We start from the raw sequence: 23486 nt of genomic DNA, 5'->3' as shown, positions 1-23486 counted from the left end.
GCAGATGTTTGAATCGCTGGAGGAACAAGTTTAAACGACTAAAACACTGGCTAACTAAATTCAAAAGGGATAGGGTCATTTACACAAAATTATTGACGCCCCCACTGGATCATCCCACACCAAATATGTCAAAATAAGAATAACAATATTCCCCTCAGCTGGTATTATTATAGTAATCTGAAATCTGGAGGCATGACAATGGAAAGTGTTTCAATACAGGCATTAAAAGCATTAGTGGAAACAAAAATCGACAGTAAGACGCTTATGAAAGTTATCTGGAACAATCAGGAAAAACTTACACTGTTCATCAAACCAAATATTAGCATCCATTCCGTTATCTATGATAAAAGAGACGGTTATCTTTTTTATGATCCGGACGGAAAACGCGTGACACAGACCATCCCACTGATTGTACCGGAAGATCATCTGGCTGATGGCAAAGTGCTTCTGGGCGGCGGTCTGCTGCTGAACGATCACCCCTTGTCCAAGGAGGATATTGCATTTTTACAGAATCATCCATTATCCTGACAAAATAAGTGTTCGCCATTTAAGGAGGAAGTAACGTGCGTTTGCGTGCTTTAACAGTCATTCTTTTTTTATTGGCATTGGTTTTAACCGCGTGTTCTGATGATACGAAACCGGTTGGTCCTGATAAGAAAGGCGATGCGACGATTGCCGAAGCAGATTTGACCGACTTTGACAAAAAGTTAATGAATCTAGCCACTGATATGTCTTTCGCCTATGACATCCAGCTTCATAATCAGGAGGCGAAAGAGCTGCAAGTTACGGTGGAACACTATCAGAACGGCGAAAAAGTGAATGAAATTCTCAATATGGCATCCGGTTTAAAAAATGTGAAACCGTCTGATAACCTGAAGGTCGTATTTTTACGGCAAAAGGCCGGTGAGGGACAGGAAAAATGGGTTGGCTCGGTTATAAGAGCTAATGGCTCTTCCAGCGTTGAAAACACTGTGGAGGCGCCTTCTGATGATTACGCCAGTGTCTCCTCAGGCGGGATCAGTTCCCAAACATCCTTTACCATAGGCGAGCGGCAATACGCATCAACGATTATTCACACCAATCAGCATAGCGTTTCACAGCGGACCGATTTGGACACAGACGAAGCTATTAAACAAGCGACCGACTATGAAGACGTCTATCTTTTGTCAGTACGATTGAATAAACAACAGGGTAAGCTAAAGAAAGAGGCTGAACGTTAAAAAGACGCTTGGGAAACATATTTTTCCAGGGATGACTATTTAATGAGGCACCTGTCACGTTTGACTGGTGCTTTTTTTCGTTCACACCTCCGCTTGCGTCAGGCGTTTTTCTCTTTTTTAAGCATGATCCATGTTAAACTGAAAATAACTTTTGAGAAAATAAGCCAGCCAAGACTCCTTTCCGGAAAGAGGTGCTAACGGATGCAATTCCTGTATAAATCTGGTGCTGTTATACTGTTCTTCCTGCTGCTCGCTGGATGCGGCGGACAGTTGCAGGGTTCAGCTGACAATAACCACCCGGATCAGGCATCCTCTAAACAAGAAGAAGGCTACATGATCAAAGAGGATGTGGACAATATTAATGATCATCTTGATTACGAAGACCGCAAGACAGATACCATCTATATGGCGGGTGGCTGTTTCTGGGGTGTGGAAGCCTATATGAGCCGTATTTATGGTGTGGCTGATGTTGTTTCCGGATACGCGAATGGTGAAGGCAGTGATCCCAGTTACGCAGACGTCGTAAAAGGCGATGAACACTTTGCTGAGACCGTCAAAGTGACCTATGATCCTGAACGTGTTTCATTGGACACGTTAATCAATCGGCTATTTAAAGTGATTGACCCGACGAGCAAAAATCAGCAGGGTAATGATGTCGGTGAAGCATACCGGACGGGGATTTATTATGCAGATAAAGCAGATGAGGAAACCGTAAAAAGCGCGGTTGCGGATGAACAGGCCTATTATGATGATGCTATTGAGACGGAAGCTAAACAGCTGGATAACTTTTACAAAGCTGAAGAGATGCACCAGGACTATTTAGAGAAAAATCCGAATGGTTATTGTCATATTAATTTAACGACTGCCAATGATTTCGCGATCGAGCCAATTGAGAAGGATAAAGACATTGTGAAAAAGCTGAGCCAATAGCGCAGCCGGGCGCTATCAGTCAGCGCCCGGTCCATATATTCTTCCGTTTCGTTTCAAATGTCTTAACGCGGCCGGAACTGTTTAGACATCATCATCTCTTATCGTCGTGAATGATAAAGAACGTTTGAACTTATTTCTTTTCAACGTCTTGCTTCCACTTATCAATTCTGTGAGTATGATCGTCTACAAAGTCTTCCGCTACTTTTTCAGCATTCTCTTCTTTGACGAAAATGCGTTTCATAAGCTTATTTTCATCCTCTTTGTTCCAGTCATCGGCCATTCTTGTTGCAATTTTATAAGCGGCAGGATGTGCGGCCTGAAAATCTTTATTAAAGACTAAATTAATATGATCATCATTTCCACCATAAATTTTGTCTGGATCTTTTAGCATTTTTAAATCCAATTCGTTAAAGATCCAATGGGGCTGCCAGCCCGTTATAATAATGGGATCTTGGTTTTTATAGGCTTCCTGAAGCTCAGATAACATGGATAATTCGGTTCCTTTCTTTAGATCCCACTTATCCAAATCATTGTCGTCAAGTCCTTTTTCGGTATTTTTCATAATACCCGTTCTTGGATCGATACCTACAATGGTCCAATCGACCGACTTGCCCAAATCTTTATTGTCTTTCAGATCATTAATCGACTCGACATCATCCATATACTCTGGTACTGCCAGAGAGAGGGAAGCATTATCAATGACATTATCACTGTCATAAATGTCTAAGTCATCTCCATATTTATCAAGATATGCTTTGTCAGTGGCGGGAAACCAGCCTGACGTGTTTAAGGTATCCTTATTTTCTGCTGTACTTGCAAACATTGGTCCCGTCGCTCCAACTTGAGTAGAGGTAACGTTATAGCCAACATCTTCGAGTACTTGAGCTAATACAAGTGAACGCGCCGTTGATCCAGCCCCAATATAAGGAATTTCGATATCTTCTCCTCCTATTTCAACATTGCCATCAGTGGAGGAGGTCCCGCCACTGCATGCAGCTAATAGGCCAGATAAAGAAAGAGCTATAATTAACCCCGCGATTTTAAAGTTGCTTTTATGCATGAAACAAATCCTCCTTTATGAATCAAAACCTTAAAGCAAGCAAACTATAGTGACCTTTCGTCAGGTACTTTTGAATATAGTTTGCTGCTTTTAGGAAACAAGCTGACAAAATGCAGTCTAACTTTAGTCGTTATTTTTGTTGTCTTCGTTGTTTTCGTTACCTTTATCAACAAGTTTGGAAATGATATCATTTATTTTTTCAACATTTTGGTTTTGCTGATTCAATAACTTCAATATCTCATCATCGCTTAATTTTCCTTCTAACTCTTTGGCTGGCTCGCTTGAGTGAACGTTTTTCATTAGCTCTTGTTGATTACTAATCTCCTCATCTGTCATTTTTGAAGTATACTTATCATAGATTTCCCGGTGATTTTCTCTTGCGTATTCCATTAACGCATTAAATAATACACCGTTAAACAATGTGCTGCGATCTGGTGATACTTCCAGTAAATCATGGTACAGATGTTCTGTTTGATTATCCATTTCTATATCGGATAAAGGTGCCATTTGTTCATCTTCTGAATCAGCTGATGACTGATAACCCGCTGATAACGTTTGGTCAGAATGCATTTTCTCCTCCAGCGCATACCCTTCAATATCAATCTTAGGCAAGACGCGATTGAGCCATTTTGGAAGATACCACGAAGCATTCCCAAATAATTTCGTAAGGGCAGGTATCAATGTCAGGCGAACGATAAAGGCATCAAATAACACGCCAAATGCAAGTGCAATACCAAGTGATTTAATGATGACATCATCTTGGAATACGAAAGCAATAAACACACTAAACATAATCAAAGCTGCCGCCACAATCACCGGTCCACTTTCTTTAATGCCTACTTTAATAGAATGCTCGTTATCGTGTGTCTTACTATATTCCTCATGAATTCGTGTCATTAAGAAAAGTTCATAATCAATAGCGAGTCCGAATAACAAGCCAATTACAATCACTGGTAAAAAGGCAAGTAATGGCCCCGGTGTATCGACTCCAAACAATCCGCTTATAAAGCCATCTTGCATAACAAGCGTGGTGAATCCTAAGGTTGCTGCTAATGAAAGGACAAACCCTAATACTGCTTTCAATGGAACAATAATCGACCTAAACACAAGCATCAACAGCACAAAAGCCAGCGCAACAATGACACCAGCGAAAACTGGTATCGCATCGTTCAGCTTTTCAGACATATCAATGTTAATCACACTTTGTCCTGAAATTTCGGTATCAAAGTTATATAAGTCTTTTGCCTGATCACTGTAATCCCGCAAATCATGGACAAGATTATTCGTTGATTCCGAATTCGGACCATCATCGGGAATGATTCCTACTAATGCATAATCATTGGCTGGCGTTAATTGTGCTGGCGCAACCGTATCAACGTTGTCCATATCCGCAATATCATCAGTCATATTTTGTAAGTCCTGGTTCAGCGCATCTCCGTCTTGTTTATCTTTCGTATTAACCAACATGGCAATTTGCCCGTTATATCCTTCGCCAAAGTCTTCTGAAATAATTTCATATGCTTTATGCTGTGTTGAATCATTTGGCTTCATGCCATCATCAGGCAGGCCTAATCTCATATGTGACATAGGAATAATGGCCAATCCAAGAACAACCAAAACGAGAAACACCGCTAGAGCTGGTTTTCCAACGACAAATTTTGACCAAGGCGTTTCTACATGATCTTTTGTCTCCGTTTTGTTGGCCTTTGGCTGCACACGTTTATGGAAAATGCTAATGAAAGCCGGTAATAACGTGAGAGCACTTAAGACAGCAATAAACACACTAATCGCAGAGGAGAAGCCCATCACTGCTAAGAAATCAATACCAACAAGGGATAAACCGCAAACGGCAATAATCACAGTGATACCAGCAAATATAACAGCGCTTCCTGCTGTCCCTACGGCGAGGCCAATCGCCTTCACATGGTCTCTTTCTGTTTTAGCAATTTGTCTATATCTGAATAAAATAAACAACGCATAATCAATACCAACCGCAAGGCCTATCATAATCGCAAGCGTCAATGTCACATTGGGAATATCAAACGCGAAGGTTAATAATGCGATAATACCGACACTTGACCCTAACCCGAGCAATGCACTTAGTATTGGCATACCTGCGACAATCAGCGAACCAAATGTGACTAATAATACTATGAACGCAATGACAATCCCTACGACTTCAGGAAGTCCGCCAAATTCTAAATCTTCCATGCCGCTCCCCGTTAACTCTGTTTGAAGCATATGATCTTCTTTTAAGTCATCTAATTCATGCTCTACATTCGTTTTAGATGCTTCTTTCAAAGACGTTTGAGCGGTAACGTAGTTCACATCAGCAAATGCTGTTGTCCCGTCATCATTAATTCGCTTAGCTTCATACGGGTCTGTAACACTTGCTACGTAATCGTCATTTCTCTTGATATCAGTTAAGGTATCCTGAATATCATTTTTGGTATCCTCTTCTGTAATACCATTATCTGTGTTCGACTTAAAGACAATACGTATTTTAGCTTTTTCACTGTCTTGATTAAATTCGTCCCCGATTTTTTCATTTGTATCGATAGATTTTAGACCGTTCATTTTAATATCGCTGTCAAACTTAGGGGCATTCGTGGTGAGCGGCGTAATGATGGCTATTAACAATACTAGCCAAATAAGCACACTCCACCATTTGTGTTTTGCAAAAAATGAGCCTACTTTATATAAGAAATTAGCCAAGGTATGACCTCCTACAAAAAAATCGTATAATCTAAGTAAATAATATACATATCATACGATAACAGGTTATAATTAATAACATATAAATCATAGAGTTAATTTTATTAATCTATATAGTTAAACTACAGATAAAGGGGATAATGTAGATTGAATCAGAACGATTTACGTGTCATTAAAACAAAAAACTTACTTTCTACGTCTTTATTCCATCTGCTGGAGGAAAATGGATTGTCTTCCATCACAATCAAGATGATTTGTGATAATGCTTTAGTCCATCGCACCACTTTTTACAAACACTTTCAGGACAAATATGACCTGTTAGTTTATCTATTCAAGGGATACTCGAAAAACTATTTTGAATTAGACATTAAAACACGGATTAATTCGCCCATAGAGTCTATAAATTATATTATCACTTCAAAAATTAAAGGGATTCAGCAAAAACAAAAAAAAGAGCCCGAATTTCACGAGATATTAACTAATTATTTTGTTGGTGTATTAGAAAATGATATCCAGGCCAATATAAAACGTTTTCGCATTGATTCTAATGTGCCAGAAAGCTTAATTATATATATTTACAGGGCAAACCTTGATGCTATTTTAAAATGGGCTCGTGAAAATAAAATCAACAAAACGTCACAAGAATTAGATCAAATTTTTCATCAGGTTATTAAAATGGAAATTTAGCAGATTTATTAATGAAGGCGTTCAAGTGCTTATTGCCTTTTTCACCCTGGCCATGCGTTCACTGTCAAATGAATTAGCAAACGAGTCATGCACCCTGACAGCTTTACCAAAATGATACTGATCAGCCAAGACATTACGATGAATAGCCGCAATGTTATCTGTATTCAGCCCGCCTCCGGGCATAATAGCCGGTCCGCCTGTCTCATGTTTCATTTGCAGCAGATCCTGAAGATTATCGGCGCTCAGCATTTTCCCGCCGGAAGTCAGGATGCGCTTCACATGTGTTTGGTACTTAGCCAGCGTCATATAAGCGTCTCGCTGTGAAGGAACCTCATCAAACGCCTTATGAAACGTTATGTCCAATTCGGGAAAACGTTCCGTCAGTTCCCTCAGAACAGTCTCATTAATCGTGCCATCTTTATTTAATACGCCAAAAACGATTCTGTGGCCGCCCATATCAGTCAACGCCTGAATGTCCTCGAAAATAATCGCCTTATCACTGGTCGTATAATGGTAATGAAAACTATGCGGACGTATCATGACTTGAACTGGAATCGATACGCTCTGCAGCACTTGTTTGATCGTCCCGCAGCTAGGTGTAAGCCCTCCTTCTGAGATTGCGGAGACAAGTTCAAGCCGATCGGCACCCAGTTCCTCCGCCTGTTTGGCCTCGTCCCCATTTTGTACAATAACTTCCAGCTTCATCGCTATCTCCCTCTTTCTGACATTTAGCTATATACGCGTAACAGAATTAGATTGTCTTCCAATAGAATTTTTCCCGCATCAATCGGGCCTTATCATCCTGTGCAGTTTTTCCGGTTTAAGCTGGCTGGATATCGATGCCTCGGTCTGCAGCGTCAGTTCCATTCCCGCAAGACCCAGCTGACAGGCATCGCGCAACGATTCGCCATGCAAAATACCATACACAACACTTGCTCCCAGGGCGTCACTAATGCCCGTATCATCAGTCACTTCCGTTTCAAAAGGCGTCAGAAGGCCTGCTTCACCTGCAGCATAATAATAGACACCTCCATCGTCCAGATTAATAACCACCCGTTTCACACCGCGCTGGCTCAACGTTTCACAAACTGCTTCACACGTGCTGACTGAATGAATCGGTTTGCCGTACAGTGCTTCCGCCTCATCTTTACTGAGGATCAGCAATTCTGTACCATCCAGACGTTCTGGCAGTTTAAGAGCTTTAGTTGACGAAACGGGATCGATATACAATGGGATGTTTTCCTGAAAACTTCGATCAATTATATAATGAACACAAGCAGCAGGCAGATTTGTATCTAAAAAGATGCCTGCTGACGTAATTGCTGACCACTTTTCCTCCAGCATCGCAATTGTCAGATGCTCATAAATGTTCATGTCTGCCATTGAGACAACACTTTTCCCATTCGCATCCAATAACGTTGTGAAAGTACCGGTACCGCTTGCCGCAAATTTCCAAACCTGACTCACATCAACACCAGCACTTTTCGTTTCATTTAACAGCCAATGGCCTTCCTTATCATCTCCGACACAGGCCATCAGTTGTGTATTATAGCCTAAGTACCGCAGATTTTCAGCATAATTGCGTGCCACGCCGCCACACGTTTCTTTCGTTCTGACAGGATTCGACGTATTCAGACGAACGTCCTGCTCTGCCCTTGCTTTACGGTCAACATTCATGCCCCCCAGACAAGTGATCATAGACATGTCGTTTAACACATAGGCACGCCCCCTAATGTCGCCGCTTTTTATTAATTTGGTTATGTAATTGGCGACCGCTGGACGTGACAGGCCTATTCTATTTGATAACTCCTGCTGAGAGATAAATGGATTCATCCGGATTTGATATAAGATTTCGTTTTCTTTACTCATTGGCACGACCTCTCTTTACAAATTTAGTTTAGGTTAATGACACACATTTGTAAATCATTCGGATACATACAGTCAAAAATTCTATCTTTCCTCTCGTAAGAAAACTATAAAATTATTGACAATCTAGCAGGAAAGCGAATACAATAAACTTATGTTTAATTACTAAACTTTTGTTTAGTAGTGAGGTGACAATATGAAGAAGGATCCGTACCAAGAATCGCCTATAATCTGTATTGGCGGGGCAAACGTCGATCGCAAATTCTATTTAAAATCGAATATGGTCAGTGAAACATCCAATCCAGTTCAATCCAGCAGTTCAGCAGGAGGTGTGGCCAGAAATATAGCCGAAAACTTAGGCAGGCTGGGTGAACATGTCAAATTGATCACAGCAAGTGGCTATGATGCTGCGTGGCAGGAAATAGCCAATGGGTCTTACTCATTTATGGATTTAAGTGCTGCTGCTCAATTTGAAGAACAGGCTACCGGCTCTTACACTGCTGTACTCGATAAAAACGGTGATCTGGCAATAGCCTTTGCCGATATGGAAGTATTTGACGCAATCACGCCCGATTTATTACAGGAAAAGCAAGCCACTTTAAAAACAGCAAAATGCATTGTCGTTGATTTAAATTGCTCACAGGATACGATCGATTTTCTTTGCCGGTTTGCGGTGAAAGAGCAGATTCCTTTAGCAATTATTCCGGTTTCTGCCCCAAAAATGGCGAATCTGCCGGCAGCACTTGATGCTGTCAATTGGCTCATTATCAATAAAGATGAAACAGAGACATTTATGAATATGATGATACAAAACCACAAGGACTGGGAGCACGCTGTCCAAAACTGGTTAGACTGTGGTATCCAAAATGTTGTTATAACAAATGGTGCTGAGGGGGCCATGGCTGGAAATGAGCATGACGGCGTATGTTATTATCCGTCCATTGACACCCCTGTCATTACGGATGTAACCGGCGCTGGTGACTCTTTTTGTTCAGCTGTCATACATGCCTGGCTGCAAGATCAGTCACTAGATACCAACATTCAATCGGGTATGGTTAATGCACATAAAACCATCATGTCAAACCAAACGGTAAGAACCGATTTATCATCTGCTCAGCTGGCTGCAGATGTCAAGCGAGCCATTAATGCTCCTAACCATTAATACATGTTTATGACCATAAGGAGGAACAAAAATATGAAACAATATCTCGAATTTTCGCAAGAGGTGCAGCAGGCTAAAGACAATGGACAAGCCATTGTTGCATTGGAATCGACCATCATTTCACACGGTATGCCTTATCCGCAAAATGTCCAGATGGCCCGGGATGTTGAAACGATTGTCCGTGATAACGGAGCCGTGCCAGCCACCATTGCCATTATGAACGGCCAGATCAAAATCGGTCTATCTGATCAGGAACTTGAAATGTTTGGCAGCAGTGATGATGTCGCCAAAGTTTCAAGACGGGATATAGCTCAGGTCGTTGCCTCTGGCAAGCTGGGTGCAACGACTGTCGCGACCACGATGATTTGTGCTGAATTAGCCGGCATCGAAACATTTGTGACAGGCGGCATTGGCGGTGTGCACAGAGGTGCCGAAACAACCATGGACATATCGGCCGATCTGGAGGAATTAGCCCGTACAAACGTTGCAGTTGTCTGTGCCGGTGCGAAATCGATTCTTGATTTAGGGCTCACAATGGAATACCTGGAAACAAAAGGCGTCCCTGTCATCGGCTATGAAACCGATTATTTACCTGCCTTTTTCACAAGAGAGAGCGATCAGTTGCTGCCATCCTCAACAGATTCAACAGATGGCGTGGCTGAAACGATGAAAACCAAATGGGACTTGCAGCTGGATGGCGGGATTGTCATTGCTAACCCGGTTCCTCAAAAAGATGCCATGGATGCCGATTACATTAATAAGATTATTAATGATGCCCTTAAAGAGGCAGAAGAAAAGCATATTTCCGGTAAAGACACAACCCCATTTCTGCTTGCAAAAGTAACAGAGATGACTGAAGGCAAAAGCCTTGATGTCAATATAGCACTGGTTAAACACAACGCGAAAATCGGCAGTCAAATTGCCGTGAGCTATAACAGGCAAGTTAATCAATCCTAAAATGATCACCTGAACCTTGTCCCTAATATCGATAAAATAGAATGGAATACCGTATTTCTATTTTATCGATATTTCGCCATCTAAGATGAAAGCGTTAACATTCAAGGAGGACAAAAAATGAATGTTGTATTCCTTATAACCGGATTATTATTAGTGTTTGGCCTTGGCTATTTGTTCAGTAATGACAGAAAGCATATCAAATATAAACGCATAGGCCTCATGCTGGTCATACAGCTGATTCTGGTTTTCACGCTGATGAACACAACGGCCGGATTAACGATTGTCAAAAATATCGGGAAATTTTTCGAAGGGCTGATGTCGATTGCCGATGCCGGTATCAATTTTGTCCTTGGCGGTATTGTCAATGAAGGCGAGGATCCATTCATCTTCTCAGCTCTTCTCCCGCTCGTGTTTATTTCGGTCTTAATCGGTATCCTTAATCATTTCAAAATACTCCCTGTCATTATTAAATATGTAGGGCTTATTATAAGCAAACTAACAGGTATGGGGAAATTGGAAAGCTATTTCGCTGTATCCACTGCCGCACTCGGACAGCCGGAGGTATTCTTGACAGTTAAGAACCAGATTCCTAAGCTGGGTCAGAAACGTTTATACACCATTTGCACGTCAGCAATGAGTGCCGTCAGTATGGCCATGGTTGGATCTTATATGACAATGCTGGAACCGAAATATGTCGTAACAGCCGTTGCTTTGAATATATTCAGTGCACTCATTGTCGCTAATATTATTAACCCTTATGATCTGTCAGACGAAGAGGACCTTGTGCAAACGGATGATCAAGAACGCGTTCCTTTCTTTCAATGAAGTTATTACTGGGAGCTACCTTGGCTTCTATCATTTCAGGAACGATGATGGGACTCGTTATGTAAAGGAGGAAACATGATGACAACGAAAAAAATAATTATGGACGGTGACCCGGGTCACGATGATGCGATCGCCATTATTTTAGCTGCAGCCCGGCCGGAATTGGATATTATTGGCATAACAACCGTTTCCGGAAACGCGGACATTGACAATACAACACGGAATGCCCTGAAAATTTGTGACCTTGTCGGACTGAACGATGTGATCGTATCCCAGGGTGCAAGCAAGCCACTCGTTCGTTTACGCGAAACAGCGCCTTCTATTCACGGCGATTCCGGTTTGGACGGTCCTGATCTTCCCGAACCAAGCCGTTCATGGTCACATGAGCATGGTGCCGATACAATCAGCCGGTTGGCGCGGGAAGCAGCAGAGCCTGTCACACTTCTGGCGACAGGGCCTTTGACCAATGTCGCGCTCGCTTTAGCGAAAACGCCAGGCATTCAAGCAAATATTAATGAGATTGTACTCATGGGCGGTGGTACCAGCGGAAACTGGACACCGACAGCTGAATTCAATATCTGGGCAGATCCTGAGGCAGCCAGAAGCGTATTCGAAAGCGGCATCCCTATCACTGTCATGGGATTGGATATCACGCATCAGGCACTTGCGACCCCTGAGGTTATTAAGCAGATCAACAGCATTGACAACAATGTGGCTCAAGTTGTTGGAGAATTATTAGACTTTTTCACGTCGACCTATCAGGAAACGTTCAATTTCAAAAGTGCTCCCGTGCACGATGTGCTGACTGCTGCCTACTGTGTGGCGCCTGAACTGTTTACCATGCAAGATGTCAACATCGCCGTGGAAACAAAAGGTGAATTCACGGCTGGTACAACAGCAGTCGACCTCCAAGGTGTGACCGGCCGGGAAACCAATGCCAAATTTGGCACCGAACTGGACGTGGATGGCTTTTGGACCTTAATGATTAATGCACTTAAGACCTATTAGATGCGGTTTATACCCCTTTCTGCTTCGGCAGTCAAGGGGTTTTTGTTATACAGTTGCCGTCAGTTCCCTGATTTCAAGCTCATTCACGTTAAAATCTTGCATCAGCCAACAAGAAAATGTAGACTCTTTATGGATTTAATCATGCATTTGTTTGATTTATTTAAAACAAATGTATGATCGGTTTGGCATCAATCAATAAACCGTTTTACTGAAACCATCTAAGGGAGGAATGAGAATGCGGCTCGTCAAAGATCTGGTGTTCATTATCGCTGGGACGCTCATGTATGCCCTGGCACTTACACTTCTGGCTATTCCCAACAATCTGGCTGATGGCGGTTTGACCGGAATTTCCGTCATTGTGCACTATGCATTCGGCTGGTCACCGGGTATCGTTAACTTCATTTTAGCAGCTATTATTATTCTGATTGGTTATCGCGTTTTACCGAGACGATCCGTGATGCTAACGGTGATCACATCGCCCCTCATCTCGCTTTTTCTTTATTTGACAGAGGGCTTGGGTGAGTCATTGGGCGACCCGCTTGTATCAGCCATTTTCGCCGGTTTATTTATTGGCATCGGCACCGGGCTGATATTCCGGACCGGCAGCTCCATGGGCGGGACAAGCGTCATCGCCAGAATGCTTCACCATAACCTGGACTGGGATCTGACACGGACGAATTTTGTCCTGGATATCATCGTTGTCGCAGCAGGCTTATTTATCATTGGGCCGCTTAACACGATGTATACCATTATATCGCTATTCGTTGGTAAAAAAGCGACGGATCTTATTATTGAAGGGCTTGATACCCGCAAAGCTGTCAGTGTCATTTCCAGCCGTGCTCCAGCTATAACAGATGAAGTCGTGCAGCACATGGATACCAGCGCTACCGTATTTGAAGGGTATGGCGGTTATTTAAAAGAGCATTCTGACATGGCTTACATTATTATCAGCAAGTATCAGATTATGAGACTCAAACGGCTCATTAATTCGGTTGATGATCGGGCATTTGTGGTGATTCATGACGTGCGTGATGTGTTCGGCGGCAGTTTCTCCTGGCCAGCGAAAAAATCCTGAACACGTACAGGAATCAGCCCCTTTTAAATAGCGTACGTACGGATGTCTTAAATTAAATCAGGATAAAGCCAGGAAAATAGATGCCACCTATGATAAAATAAAGGCTATATCAGTGACTTAGGAGAATCGTCAAAATGGATAAACAAGATATAGCAACTATTCGCAAACAATTTAAGATTAATAATGACCAATTAAAAATACGTGACATTTTTAACGTTTACATCCTGAAGGAATCAAGCGAGATTTACCATTATCAAAGCACCCCTTTTGACCTGCTGGAAGAAGAGCAGAAAATGCTGTTTATGGAGAACTTTAAAAAGGTTCTGACCGGTCAGCTCGACGAAAAATTGTTCGAATTAAAATTCCAGCAGCAAGCCGAAAACAGCAGCCAGCTCATCCTGCACCAGGGACTGCTGACCGATGATACTGAAGCATGGAAGGAGCAAATGCTCAAACTCGTGGAAAAAATGCTGAAGGACAGACAATATGACATGGATATTGTTATCACGTTCATTCGCGGTGAATACATGAAACCAACGAAGCGTGCGAGCGAGGAATCAGAAGAAAGTCAGTGGGATACCGTATACGCTAATCCATTTATATTGTGCAGTATGAATAAAACAGAGGAGCCGAAGAAAGAATTACTATTTGATTATGTCGAAAAAGCATTTAAATATAATATTGTCGTCGATCCCGTGATTAATTTGAAATCACCACTATCCGGCTTTCTTTTCCCTTCAATTACGGATAACGCCGTCGATGTTAACCATGTTCTTTACGCCTCAGGCAAAAAGAACGAGCCGGATTATCACTTTATTGAGAACGTCTTAAATGCTGAGGAAATCATGACCGCCGCACAGGACAAGCTCGTATTTGAGGAGATTGTAAAAAATGCAGCCGGTGAGCAAGCGATCACAACATCCACGCTCTCCAATGTTTACGATGAAATCCACCGGGTAACCGAAGAAAACGACGAAGACGAGACACCCAAGCTGGATTATAAAGACGTGGAACAGGTTTTGCAGCACAGCGGCCTTGAAGATATCAATACTGAAAAGGTTGAATCCGCTTTTAAAACGGTCATAGATGATACGTCCTATGAGTTTAAAGCACCGAACGTCATACCGAAATATTCTTCCAAGTCCATTAAAATTGAAACGAAACTGGCGGATATTGCTATTAAACCAGAGGACTTGCGCTATGTACGCCAGGTCCACTTCGATAATAAACGGTATCTCATGATGGAAGTCGAAGAAAATACAGTAATTGAAGGCTTTGAAATGATCCCCGAAGCTTTATTCCAGCAAGCACCAGACAATAAGGAATGATAAGACCTGATCCTGGCATGGACAGCTAATAAAATGCGGCACCGGATTCATCATTTGAATCCGGTGCCGCATTTAAAGGGCTTCCTTTGACTTAGCTCACGATTTCCTTCACGCGTCCGACCACGCCATCCTCCAGCTTAACCTTGATCCCATGAGGATGAGTGGCTGAATTTGTCAGCAGCTTGTCGACGACGCCCCTTGTTAATTTTCCGGTACGCTGGTCCTGTTTTTGGACTACCTTTACTGTTTGGCCGATTTTCACATGGGCCCGATTGGTTCCAGACATTGTTAATTAACTCCTTATTTTATCGTCAGACGCGTTTATCCTAAGCATAACACCAAACAATGACCTGCCGCCATCAATACGTGATCCGCCTTCACCTGGCATAATCGCTCCCCATTCTGACCAAAATAGAATTAATCTGCATAAACCACTTATACGTTCTTAATTTTGTTTGTCGCAAATTTATTCACTATTTAAGCATATGGCCAGTTTTTTCCTTAAAAGTGAACATTTTTTGAGTAAAACGTTACAAAAAGCGAAACATTTTATTGTAATTTAATGAAGCTGCTGGTAAAAAGCCATTGGTCTGTTATAATTTTTATTGACGAACGGATTAATAAATAGCTGGCTGTTCAATGCCAGTTTATTATGGAGGGATTGCCTCATGAGAAACAGCGGAAAATATTCAATCAAATGGATCCTGCTTCTCTTCATTCCGCTTCTCCTGATGCTTAGCGGGTGCAGTGATCTGACCGTTATGAATCCAAAGGGACCGGTCGGTGAGCAGCAGAAGGATCTGATCGTTTATTCCCTCTACTTTATGTTGGGGATTGTCGTTGTGGTATTTGTGCTATTTGCCTATATAGTGATTAAATATCGTGACAAACCAGGTCGGGACCCGAAAGACTACAAGCCGGAGATGCATGGGAATACCTTGATCGAGACAATTTGGACCATTATCCCGGTTATTATTATCGTATCGCTGGCCATTCCGACGGTCACTACGCTGTACGATTTGGAAAAATCGCCAGGATCAACGGCCACTGGGGCGCCAACTGAAGCTAAGGCAGAAAATCCACTCGTCATTTATGCCTCGGCTGCTGATTGGAAGTGGTTCTTCAGTTATCCGGAACAAGGGATAGAAACCGTTGACTATCTGCACATACCGAAGGATCGGGCTATTGAATTCCGCTTGTCATCAGCGGGCTCCATGTCAGCATTATGGATCCCAGCATTAGGTGGTCAGAAATACAACATGGCGGGCATGGAGACAACACTTTTTCTGCAGGCTGATGAAACTGGCGTTTACCAGGGCCGCAACTCCAACTTTAACGGAGAAGGCTTTACTGAACAGACATTTAAAGTTCATGCTGAATCACAGGATAACTTTAATGAATGGGTGAAAAACGTTCAGGATTCAGCGCCTGAGCTGACACAAAATGAGTATGACAACTTATTAGAACCAAGTGTTTTGGATAATACGAGGGAATTTTCATCAACACATCTGCAGTGGGTTGATCATGGAACCATGAAAGGCAGTGACTATTCGATTGAACGGCATAGAGATGAATACAAGGATGACCTCGGTCTTGAAAATAGCAAGAATCATCATCACGATTAATTAAGAAAAGAAGGTGGACATTTATGCAGCTTGATGATTTCTTTGTGACCGGTGAACCCCTCGTCTATGGGGCTATGGTTTCCATCGCGCTCGTAACGATTGCTGTCATTTTCCTGCTGACCTATTTTAAAAAATGGGGATGGTTATGGCGCGAGTGGTTAACCACCGTTGATCATAAGAAAATCGGAATTATGTATATTCTAAGTGCATTGGCCATGCTGTTCCGCGGTGGCGTTGATGCTTTAATGATGCGGATACAGCTTGCCTTTCCAGGTATGAATTTTCTGGATGCCGAGCACTATGATGAAATATTCACAACGCACGGCACTGTTATGATCTTTTTCATGGCCATGCCCTTTCTGATTGGCCTTATGAATATTGTCGTGCCGCAGCAGATTGGGGCGCGTGACTTTGCACTTCCATTTGTAAACGCGCTGAGTTTCTGGGCATTCTTCTTCGGTGCCATGCTATTTAACATTTCATTTGTTATCGGAGGTTCGCCTGATGCTGGCTGGACAAGTTATACACCGCTTGCAGGCGCTGCTATGAGTCCAGGACCTGGTGAAAACTTCTACTTGCTTGGCCTGCAGTTATCCGGTATCGGAACACTTGCAACAGGTATCAATCTGATGGTAACGATTCTGAAGATGCGGGCACCAGGCATGAAAATGTTTAAAATGCCAATATTTACGTGGTCAACTTTGATCACTTCGTTTATTATTGTATTTGCTTTTCCGATCTTAACAGTCGCACTGGCGCTGTTAACGATTGACCGTATTTTCGGGTCACAGTTCTTCACATTGGCCGGTGAAGGAATGCCGATGATGTGGGTGAACTTATTCTGGATGTGGGGACACCCCGAGGTTTATATCGTTGTTCTCCCAGCATTCGGTATCTTTTCCGAAGTAATCGCGACGTTTGCCCGGAAACAATTATTCGGCTACAGTGTTATGGTCTGGTCGATCATCCTGATTGCCGGTCTGAGCTTTTTAGTCTGGGCGCACCACTTCTTTACGATGGGTGCAGGCGCATTCGTCAACTCGATCTTTTCGGTATCAACCATGGCGATTGCAATACCAACCGGCGTGAAGATATTCAACTGGCTGGCAACCCTGTATAAATCAAAAATACGCATGACGGTTCCTATGATGTGGTCACTGGCGTTTATCCCAAGCTTTGTCATGGGCGGTGTTACAGGCGTTATGCTTGGCATGGCAGCAGCTGATAAACAATTCCATAACTCGTATTTCCTGATCGCTCACTTCCACTATGTGCTGATTGCAGGTACTGTATTCGCCTGCTTTGCCGGACTGGTTTACTGGTATCCTAAAATGTTCGGCCACAGGATGAACGAAGCTCTTGGAAAGGTTGCTTTTTGGTTCTTTGTCATTGGCTTTCACATCTGTTTCCTGCCACAGTACTTCCTGGGACTCAACGGAATGCCACGCAGGGTATTCCACATCATTCCAGAATGGTTTGACTTGAATGTGGTCTCAACGATCGGCGCCTTTGGCATGGGCATTGGTTTTGCAGTATTTGTCTACAATGTCTATTACAGCTATCGGTACAGTGAACGTGAGACAACCGGCGACCCTTGGGATGGCAGAACGCTTGAATGGGCTACGCCAAATCCGGTCCCTGCATACAACTTTGCTATTGTGCCAGAAGTCGATTCACTGGATGCCTACTGGGTTATGAAACAAAGAGGCGAATCTGTCTATGATGAATCCAAGGTTGAATCGCTTCATATGCCAGATAAAAGCGCAAAACCATTTATAATGATGGGTATATTAGCTATCGCCAGCTTCTGCCTTATCTTTGAATGGATATGGCCAGCCATTATCGGTTTGATCGGCGGCATTGTCGTGATGATTATCCGTTCCTTTGATAAAGATGAAGGTTATCACATCAGCAGGGACGAGATCATCGAGACGGAACGCTCGTCAAGGGGGTTATAATATGAGTACAGAAAAAACCAATGCTAAACCGCTGGAGCACCAGACCGAAAAAGGTGAGCTAAGCATTGTCGGTTTCTGGATCTTCTTGGCAGCGGAAATTGCGTTATTCGGGACACTGTTTGCCACATACACAGTCCTGTTCGGCCGGACAGCAGATGCAGCATCACCCGCTGACATGTTCGAGCCGGGCAGTGTCCTGGTGATGACCTTCATTCTGCTTTTGAGCAGTTTTACATCTGGGCTTGCCATTCATGAGATGCGCCGCGGGTCATCTAAAGGACTGATCATATGGCTCGCTATCACGCTGGTTCTGGGTCTCAGTTTTCTGGGTTTGGAAGTTAACGAATTTATACACTACACCCAGGAAGGCGTAACATTGCAGTCAGCTGCCTTTTGGTCGGCCTTCTTTGTCCTGACAGGAACACACGGCATTCACGTAACATTTGGCGCCGGCTGGGGCATTCTGCTTTTGATTCAGTCAGCTCTGCAGGGTGTTACAGCCACGACCAGCAGAAAGGTCTTTATTTTCAGTTTGTACTGGCACTTTTTAGACGTCGTATGGATTTTCATTTTCACAGGCGTTTATCTGATTGGGATGGTGGTATAATATGGAAAACAAATCCAAAAAAATACCGTATCAGCAAATTATAGGCTTTGTTCTGTCGCTCGTGCTGACAGTACTTGCAGCTTGGACAGCACTAGGGTCCAGCTTACCGGTTAAATGGATTATCATCGCCATTTTTGTCATGGCCATTTTACAGGCAATCATACAGCTGTTTATGTTCATGCACATAACAGAACAGAGCAATGGGAACACCCCATGGAATATGATGTTCCACGCGGCCGTCATAGCTGTTGTCCTGATCGGCGGTTCGCTGCTTACGATGTCATTTGGTTTCTAAAGTGGAAATCGAAAACAGAACCATAAAGAACCTCTTTCCAGAATTCTTCAGGAAAGAGGTTCTTTATATATTAGGAGATGTTTATTTAGTCAAAAACTTCTTTGGATCGATAATTAGTGGTGTATTGCTTCGAATCTTCGACAATGCGGATGATAAACTGTACCCAGGCTACTTCTGCTAAAATTAAACTTCCGTAAAACGTCAGCCACGTGATGGAAAAAGCACTCGGAGCTGCGAAAAACATTGCCTCTATAACGTAAAACCACATTCCAATTAGAAGCATCGATTGCACACCCACGAGCAGATATTTTTTAAGATACAGAAACATAAATGGTGTAACCGATGCTAACAGCATAAAAGAAACATCCATTTTAACCATCTCCAATTAATGTGATGTAAGCGATTTCTACAATTAGTATAACAAATTGACTCACATTTGTCACACATTTTTCACATTTTATTTAAAAATATTTATTGACATTGTCAAACCACTTACATTTTATATTATGGCTTGATGAGCTAAAAACAAACACATTTCTTATAATCGACTGCCGCTGCCACCACAAAAAACAGGGACTCAGGGCGCTGATAGCCGTATCCCTGCCATTGTCAAGTCATCATTCATTCATATTTACCCTTCATGTTGTCAGCAGATGGATCCTCATCAGTGGCACTGACTTCTTCTGTATCATTCGGACTGGTATTTTCTGAATGATGACCTAAAATCAGATGCTCCATTTCCTGGTACTCAATTTTATTGAACTCAGGAGCCTTATACAAATAAAAGACCGTTCCGAGAGCAAGCCAAATAACTAGCGCAATCAATGATGGTATCCCCATAAACGCTGGTGACGCCGGGATAAGCAGTAGCAGAAGAAAAGCAAAGCCGATCAGCGCACCCGCTAAACTAAACACTTTCTTAAACGGGGCAGCCACGGAGGGAAGCGTTCTAAACTGATCACTGAGCGATGTCTCATTAGACCATTTAAACATTTTAAAGGCCGTAACACATGTGTAGATATACGCAATGGTAACGCCGACTGATGACATATCAACAATCCAATTTAAAACTTCCCGGCCAAACCACGGTGATATCAAACATACAATAGATGTAAACATAATACCTGCATACGGTGTTCCGTACTTCGGATGCAATTTCGCGAAGATCCCAGGTATAATTTTGGCACGACCCATAGCGAACAGCAGACGACTGCTTGACAAGTAAAAGCCATTCAAACCAGTGCAGACACCCATGACTAAGGCAACGGCTAAAATGATCAGGCCGAAATCTCCAAATAAGTCAACCATGGCATCGCCTGTCCCCCACTGCAAGCCTGTCATACTCTGCCACGGATCTGCCAGGGATGTTGCCATAATCATCGCCATATAGACAATCCCAGCGAAAAAAAGTGCTAAAATAATCAGGGTGAAGCCTTTTTTAGCCGGAAAATTAAATTCCTCTGCCGCTTGGGGAATACTGTCAAAACCGACAAAAGCCCACGGCGCAATCGCTACTATCACAACGATGCTGGACCAGATCGATGTATCAGGTTTAAACAAGGGCTCCATACCACTGAAAGATGTGGACGGATGAAAAATAGCACCAATACTTAGAATAGCAATACCCAGAAGCATACAGATAACAAATACAAACTGGACACGTCCCGACACGCCTGTTCCGCGTATATTCGTATAAGCAAACAGAATCAGGGCTGCACTTGTGATAAGGATTTCCATCAGGTATACATCATAACCAGCTACACTGTAGAGATACCCCTGTTCCGCAATAAACGGAAAGATGTAGCGCACAGCAAGTGATAATGCCGTTGCATTTAAAGCAACAATGCAGATATACCCTAACGCTAAAAACCACCCAGCCACATAAGCATGATTACGATTAAAGCCTAAAAAAGCATAGGCAAATTCACCGCCGGACACAGGGAAATGTTTTATCAAAAAACCGTAACTGACTGCTATAATCATCATTAAAACCGCACCGATGCCAAAACCAATCATAGCTCCCAGCGGTCCGGAGTCTTCCATCCATACAGACGGCTGCACAAACGCACCCCAGCCAATCGCCGATCCTAATGCAATCGCCCAGACCCACTGGGGTTTTAGCGTTCTTGAGAGTTGTCCCCTTTGTTCCATTACAAAATGTTCCTCCTCTGAGCTTTCTGTTTAACACAAGACTCCTATATAAGTCAGAATTAAGTACGGGTTCTCATTATGACTCTGACTGGCTTGAACTATACCTTCGTGGCCAAAAGACTGTTTCCCTTTCGCTTGGTAACGATTACAATAACTTATTTTTAAAAAATCTCTCTGTCAGCACAGACCGACAGAGAGATTTTCCGCCAAAAATTACTTATTGCCCCACTGACTGTAGTCGAGATGTTTATACTTATCAAGTATACGTGTCGGCATATTCAAGGCATCTTTACGGAATGGCGGAGCAAGTTGCGTCCCATCAACATAGATGTTCAAGACAGCTGGTCTCCGCTGCTTCAGAGCCTCTTCAATCGCAGGGACAATATCTTCTGGTTTGTCAATGCTGTAGGCGAGTGCCCCCATAGCCTTTGCAACATCAGCAAATTCCGGGCCCTTGATATTCGAACCAACATAACGGTCATCAAAGAAATCGACCTGGTTTTTCTTCTCAGCTGCCCATGCCTGATTGTTGAATACGCAGGCAACAACCGGAATGTCCTGTTCGACAGCTGTACTGACTTCATGCAGACTCATACCCCAAGCACCATCACCGACAACGGCAAATACGGGGGCATCCGGTTCAGCTCTTTGAGCGCCCAATGCTGCAGGATAGGCAAATCCGGTATTGCCATATGTCAATGCTGCAATGTGACGACGCGGCTGTGTAAATTTCAAGTAGCCATTTGCAGTTGATGAGACGTTACCAATATCAGATGAGACAATGGCATTTTCAGGCAGTGCCTTCGTCATTTCCAGAAGCGCACGACGCGGGTTAATGGGAATACCATCTTCCATCGCCATATCAACCAGCTCTTGATCCCAGTCCTCTTTGCGTTTAGCTACTGCCTTCATCCGCTCGTCGTCTTTTTGCGGTGAAGGAAGAGCCGTCTGCAGCTGCTGATAAATTTCTTCACTGGCAGCCTTCGCATCGCCGACAATACCTACTTCAACCGGATGTGTCCGTCCGATTTGGCGCGGATTAATATCGATTTGAATGATTTTCGCGTTTTTCGGGAAATAATCAATATCGTAACAAGGCAATGTACCGAACTGGGATAAACGTGTACCGATTGCCAGCACAACATCGGCTTCTTCCAGCGTATACATAGCAGCTTTTGACCCCATATAACCGATTGGACCAACTGCGAGCGGATGATCGGCCGGGAAGGAATCATTATGCATATAGGCATTTGCCGCCGGAGCCGACAGATATTCAGCAAGTTTCACAACGGTGTCATTACCTCCAGCATCAACAGTGCCGCGGCCGGAGATAATGGTAGGGTTTTTAGCGTTTTTCAGCAAGTCCACAGCACGTTCAATGGCCTTAGCATCACCGCTCCCCCGTTTTTCGGCACGGTACTGATGCGGTTCCAGAATATAGTCTTCCATTTCCCCGTAGAACATATCCCGCGGAATATCAAACAAGACCGGTCCGCGCTCTGCATAAGCAATTCGGAAAGCTGTCCGCAGACGTTCAGCAGCACGGCTTGCATGGGTGACGGTAACTGTTTCTAATGTGATATCCTCAAAGATCGATACCTGATCGGCTTCCTGGAATCCGTCGAGTCCCTTAGCAGGATTACCAGCAGATGGTGAGATCACAACCAGCGGACTGTGTGCCTGATAAGCGGCAGCAACTGACGTGACCATGTTCGATATTCCCGGGCCATTCTGACCGACAATGACACCAGCCTTGCCTGAGACACGCTCCTGTGCATCAGCCATATGTCCGGCCGACTGCTCATGACGTACAGGCAGGAAACGGATGCCGGCAGTTGGGAATAAATCAAGCATATCCATGAATGCCGAACCAACAATGCCGTAAACTTCTTTTATATCTTCCTGAACGAGCGTTTCCACAATTGCCTCACTCGGCGTCATCTTCTGCTTCTGCTGCTGAACTGCCTGCTGCACTTCTTCTTTTTGTTTGACCATGAGTCTATACCTCCTCGGCATA

21 protein-coding genes and 1 pseudogene are annotated in these 23486 nt (G+C 43.3%); 14 read left to right on the top strand and 8 right to left on the bottom strand.

Going from position 1 to position 23486, the window contains the following annotated elements; all coding sequences use genetic code 11:
* Positions 1-198: 198 nt before the first annotated feature.
* From ACFQU8_RS09190 to msrA, 3 genes are all read left to right on the top strand, one after another.
* Entirely contained in the window at positions 199-528 is a 330-nt protein-coding gene (locus ACFQU8_RS09190; protein WP_382358980.1) for a hypothetical protein, read from the top strand.
* 35 nt (positions 529-563) lie between these two features.
* On the top strand, positions 564-1220 hold the full coding sequence (locus tag ACFQU8_RS09185) for a hypothetical protein (RefSeq protein WP_382358978.1): 657 nt from the start codon (positions 564-566) through the stop codon (positions 1218-1220).
* Positions 1221-1421: 201 nt separating this feature from the next.
* Positions 1422-2150 carry a peptide-methionine (S)-S-oxide reductase MsrA gene (gene msrA / locus ACFQU8_RS09180; RefSeq protein WP_382358976.1) on the top strand — a complete coding sequence of 243 codons (729 nt, stop codon included), beginning with the start codon at positions 1422-1424 and terminating at the stop codon, positions 2148-2150.
* 130 nt (positions 2151-2280) lie between these two features.
* Here msrA and ACFQU8_RS09175 read toward each other — a convergent pair whose 3' ends face one another.
* Both ACFQU8_RS09175 and ACFQU8_RS09170 read right to left on the bottom strand, forming a co-directional pair.
* A complete protein-coding gene (locus tag ACFQU8_RS09175; RefSeq protein WP_382358974.1) occupies positions 2281-3210 on the bottom strand; it encodes a glycine betaine ABC transporter substrate-binding protein in 930 nt (309 codons plus the stop codon).
* 123 nt (positions 3211-3333) lie between these two features.
* A complete protein-coding gene (locus tag ACFQU8_RS09170; protein WP_382358972.1) occupies positions 3334-5925 on the bottom strand; it encodes an MMPL family transporter in 2592 nt (863 codons plus the stop codon).
* A 147-nt stretch (positions 5926-6072) separates the two neighbouring features.
* Between ACFQU8_RS09170 and ACFQU8_RS09165 the strand changes: the two genes are divergently transcribed.
* Positions 6073-6612: a TetR/AcrR family transcriptional regulator gene (locus ACFQU8_RS09165; RefSeq protein ID WP_382358970.1), complete on the top strand. Its 540-nt coding sequence runs from the start codon at positions 6073-6075 to the stop codon at positions 6610-6612.
* A gap of 21 nt (positions 6613-6633) precedes the next feature.
* On the opposite strand, the gene ACFQU8_RS09160 is transcribed toward ACFQU8_RS09165, so the two are convergent.
* Entirely contained in the window at positions 6634-7317 is a 684-nt protein-coding gene (locus tag ACFQU8_RS09160) for a copper homeostasis protein CutC (RefSeq protein ID WP_382358968.1), read from the bottom strand.
* Positions 7318-7395: 78 nt separating this feature from the next.
* Entirely contained in the window at positions 7396-8481 is a 1086-nt protein-coding gene (locus ACFQU8_RS09155) for a carbohydrate kinase (RefSeq protein ID WP_382358966.1), read from the bottom strand.
* A 193-nt stretch (positions 8482-8674) separates the two neighbouring features.
* On the opposite strand from ACFQU8_RS09155, the gene ACFQU8_RS09150 reads away from it, so the two are divergent.
* The 6 genes and pseudogenes from ACFQU8_RS09150 (at position 8675) to ACFQU8_RS09125 (ending at position 14833) form a co-directional block, all read left to right on the top strand.
* Positions 8675-9640, top strand: a complete 966-nt coding sequence (locus tag ACFQU8_RS09150; protein WP_382358964.1) for a carbohydrate kinase family protein — start codon at positions 8675-8677, stop codon at positions 9638-9640.
* A 33-nt stretch (positions 9641-9673) separates the two neighbouring features.
* Positions 9674-10597, top strand: coding sequence for a pseudouridine-5'-phosphate glycosidase (locus ACFQU8_RS09145; protein ID WP_382358962.1), 924 nt, complete (start codon positions 9674-9676; stop codon positions 10595-10597).
* 117 nt (positions 10598-10714) lie between these two features.
* A pseudogene (locus ACFQU8_RS09140) lies at positions 10715-11380 on the top strand (Na+ dependent nucleoside transporter N-terminal domain-containing protein); the annotation flags it as partial.
* A 120-nt stretch (positions 11381-11500) separates the two neighbouring features.
* Positions 11501-12430, top strand: coding sequence for a nucleoside hydrolase (locus ACFQU8_RS09135; RefSeq protein ID WP_382358960.1), 930 nt, complete (start codon positions 11501-11503; stop codon positions 12428-12430).
* A 235-nt stretch (positions 12431-12665) separates the two neighbouring features.
* Positions 12666-13505: a YitT family protein gene (locus ACFQU8_RS09130; protein ID WP_382358958.1), complete on the top strand. Its 840-nt coding sequence runs from the start codon at positions 12666-12668 to the stop codon at positions 13503-13505.
* 134 nt (positions 13506-13639) lie between these two features.
* Positions 13640-14833, top strand: coding sequence for a DUF4317 domain-containing protein (locus ACFQU8_RS09125; protein WP_382358956.1), 1194 nt, complete (start codon positions 13640-13642; stop codon positions 14831-14833).
* Positions 14834-14924: 91 nt separating this feature from the next.
* Here ACFQU8_RS09125 and ACFQU8_RS09120 read toward each other — a convergent pair whose 3' ends face one another.
* Positions 14925-15119, bottom strand: a complete 195-nt coding sequence (locus ACFQU8_RS09120; RefSeq protein WP_382358954.1) for a YwbE family protein — start codon at positions 15117-15119, stop codon at positions 14925-14927.
* Positions 15120-15501: 382 nt separating this feature from the next.
* Here ACFQU8_RS09120 and qoxA point away from each other — a divergent pair, with 382 nt between their 5' ends.
* Genes qoxA through qoxD form a run of 4 tightly spaced genes read left to right on the top strand, consistent with a single transcriptional unit; the run spans position 15502 to position 19318 of the window.
* Positions 15502-16458 carry a cytochrome aa3 quinol oxidase subunit II gene (gene qoxA / locus ACFQU8_RS09115; RefSeq protein WP_382358952.1) on the top strand — a complete coding sequence of 319 codons (957 nt, stop codon included), beginning with the start codon at positions 15502-15504 and terminating at the stop codon, positions 16456-16458.
* Positions 16459-16481: 23 nt separating this feature from the next.
* Positions 16482-18416 carry a cytochrome aa3 quinol oxidase subunit I gene (gene qoxB, locus ACFQU8_RS09110; protein WP_382358950.1) on the top strand — a complete coding sequence of 645 codons (1935 nt, stop codon included), beginning with the start codon at positions 16482-16484 and terminating at the stop codon, positions 18414-18416.
* 1 nt (position 18417) lies between these two features.
* On the top strand, positions 18418-19023 hold the full coding sequence (qoxC, locus tag ACFQU8_RS09105) for a cytochrome aa3 quinol oxidase subunit III (protein ID WP_382358948.1): 606 nt from the start codon (positions 18418-18420) through the stop codon (positions 19021-19023).
* A gap of 1 nt (position 19024) precedes the next feature.
* Positions 19025-19318 (top strand): cytochrome aa3 quinol oxidase subunit IV, encoded by a 294-nt coding sequence (qoxD, locus tag ACFQU8_RS09100; RefSeq protein ID WP_382358946.1) that lies wholly within the window; start codon positions 19025-19027, stop codon positions 19316-19318.
* Positions 19319-19403: 85 nt separating this feature from the next.
* Here qoxD and ACFQU8_RS09095 read toward each other — a convergent pair whose 3' ends face one another.
* The 3 genes from ACFQU8_RS09095 to xsc all read right to left on the bottom strand — a co-directional run bounded on the left by ACFQU8_RS09095 (position 19404) and on the right by xsc (position 23464).
* A complete protein-coding gene (locus ACFQU8_RS09095; protein WP_382358944.1) occupies positions 19404-19688 on the bottom strand; it encodes a hypothetical protein in 285 nt (94 codons plus the stop codon).
* A gap of 251 nt (positions 19689-19939) precedes the next feature.
* Positions 19940-21469 (bottom strand): APC family permease, encoded by a 1530-nt coding sequence (locus tag ACFQU8_RS09090; RefSeq protein WP_382358942.1) that lies wholly within the window; start codon positions 21467-21469, stop codon positions 19940-19942.
* 213 nt (positions 21470-21682) lie between these two features.
* A complete protein-coding gene (gene xsc / locus ACFQU8_RS09085; RefSeq protein ID WP_382358940.1) occupies positions 21683-23464 on the bottom strand; it encodes a sulfoacetaldehyde acetyltransferase in 1782 nt (593 codons plus the stop codon).
* Between the last annotated feature and the right edge of the window lie 22 nt (positions 23465-23486).

The organism is Lentibacillus kimchii (assembly GCF_042666895.1).
GTDB lineage: Bacteria > Bacillota > Bacilli > Bacillales > Amphibacillaceae > Lentibacillus > Lentibacillus kimchii.
This window is presented reverse-complemented; position numbering and strand designations above follow the sequence as displayed.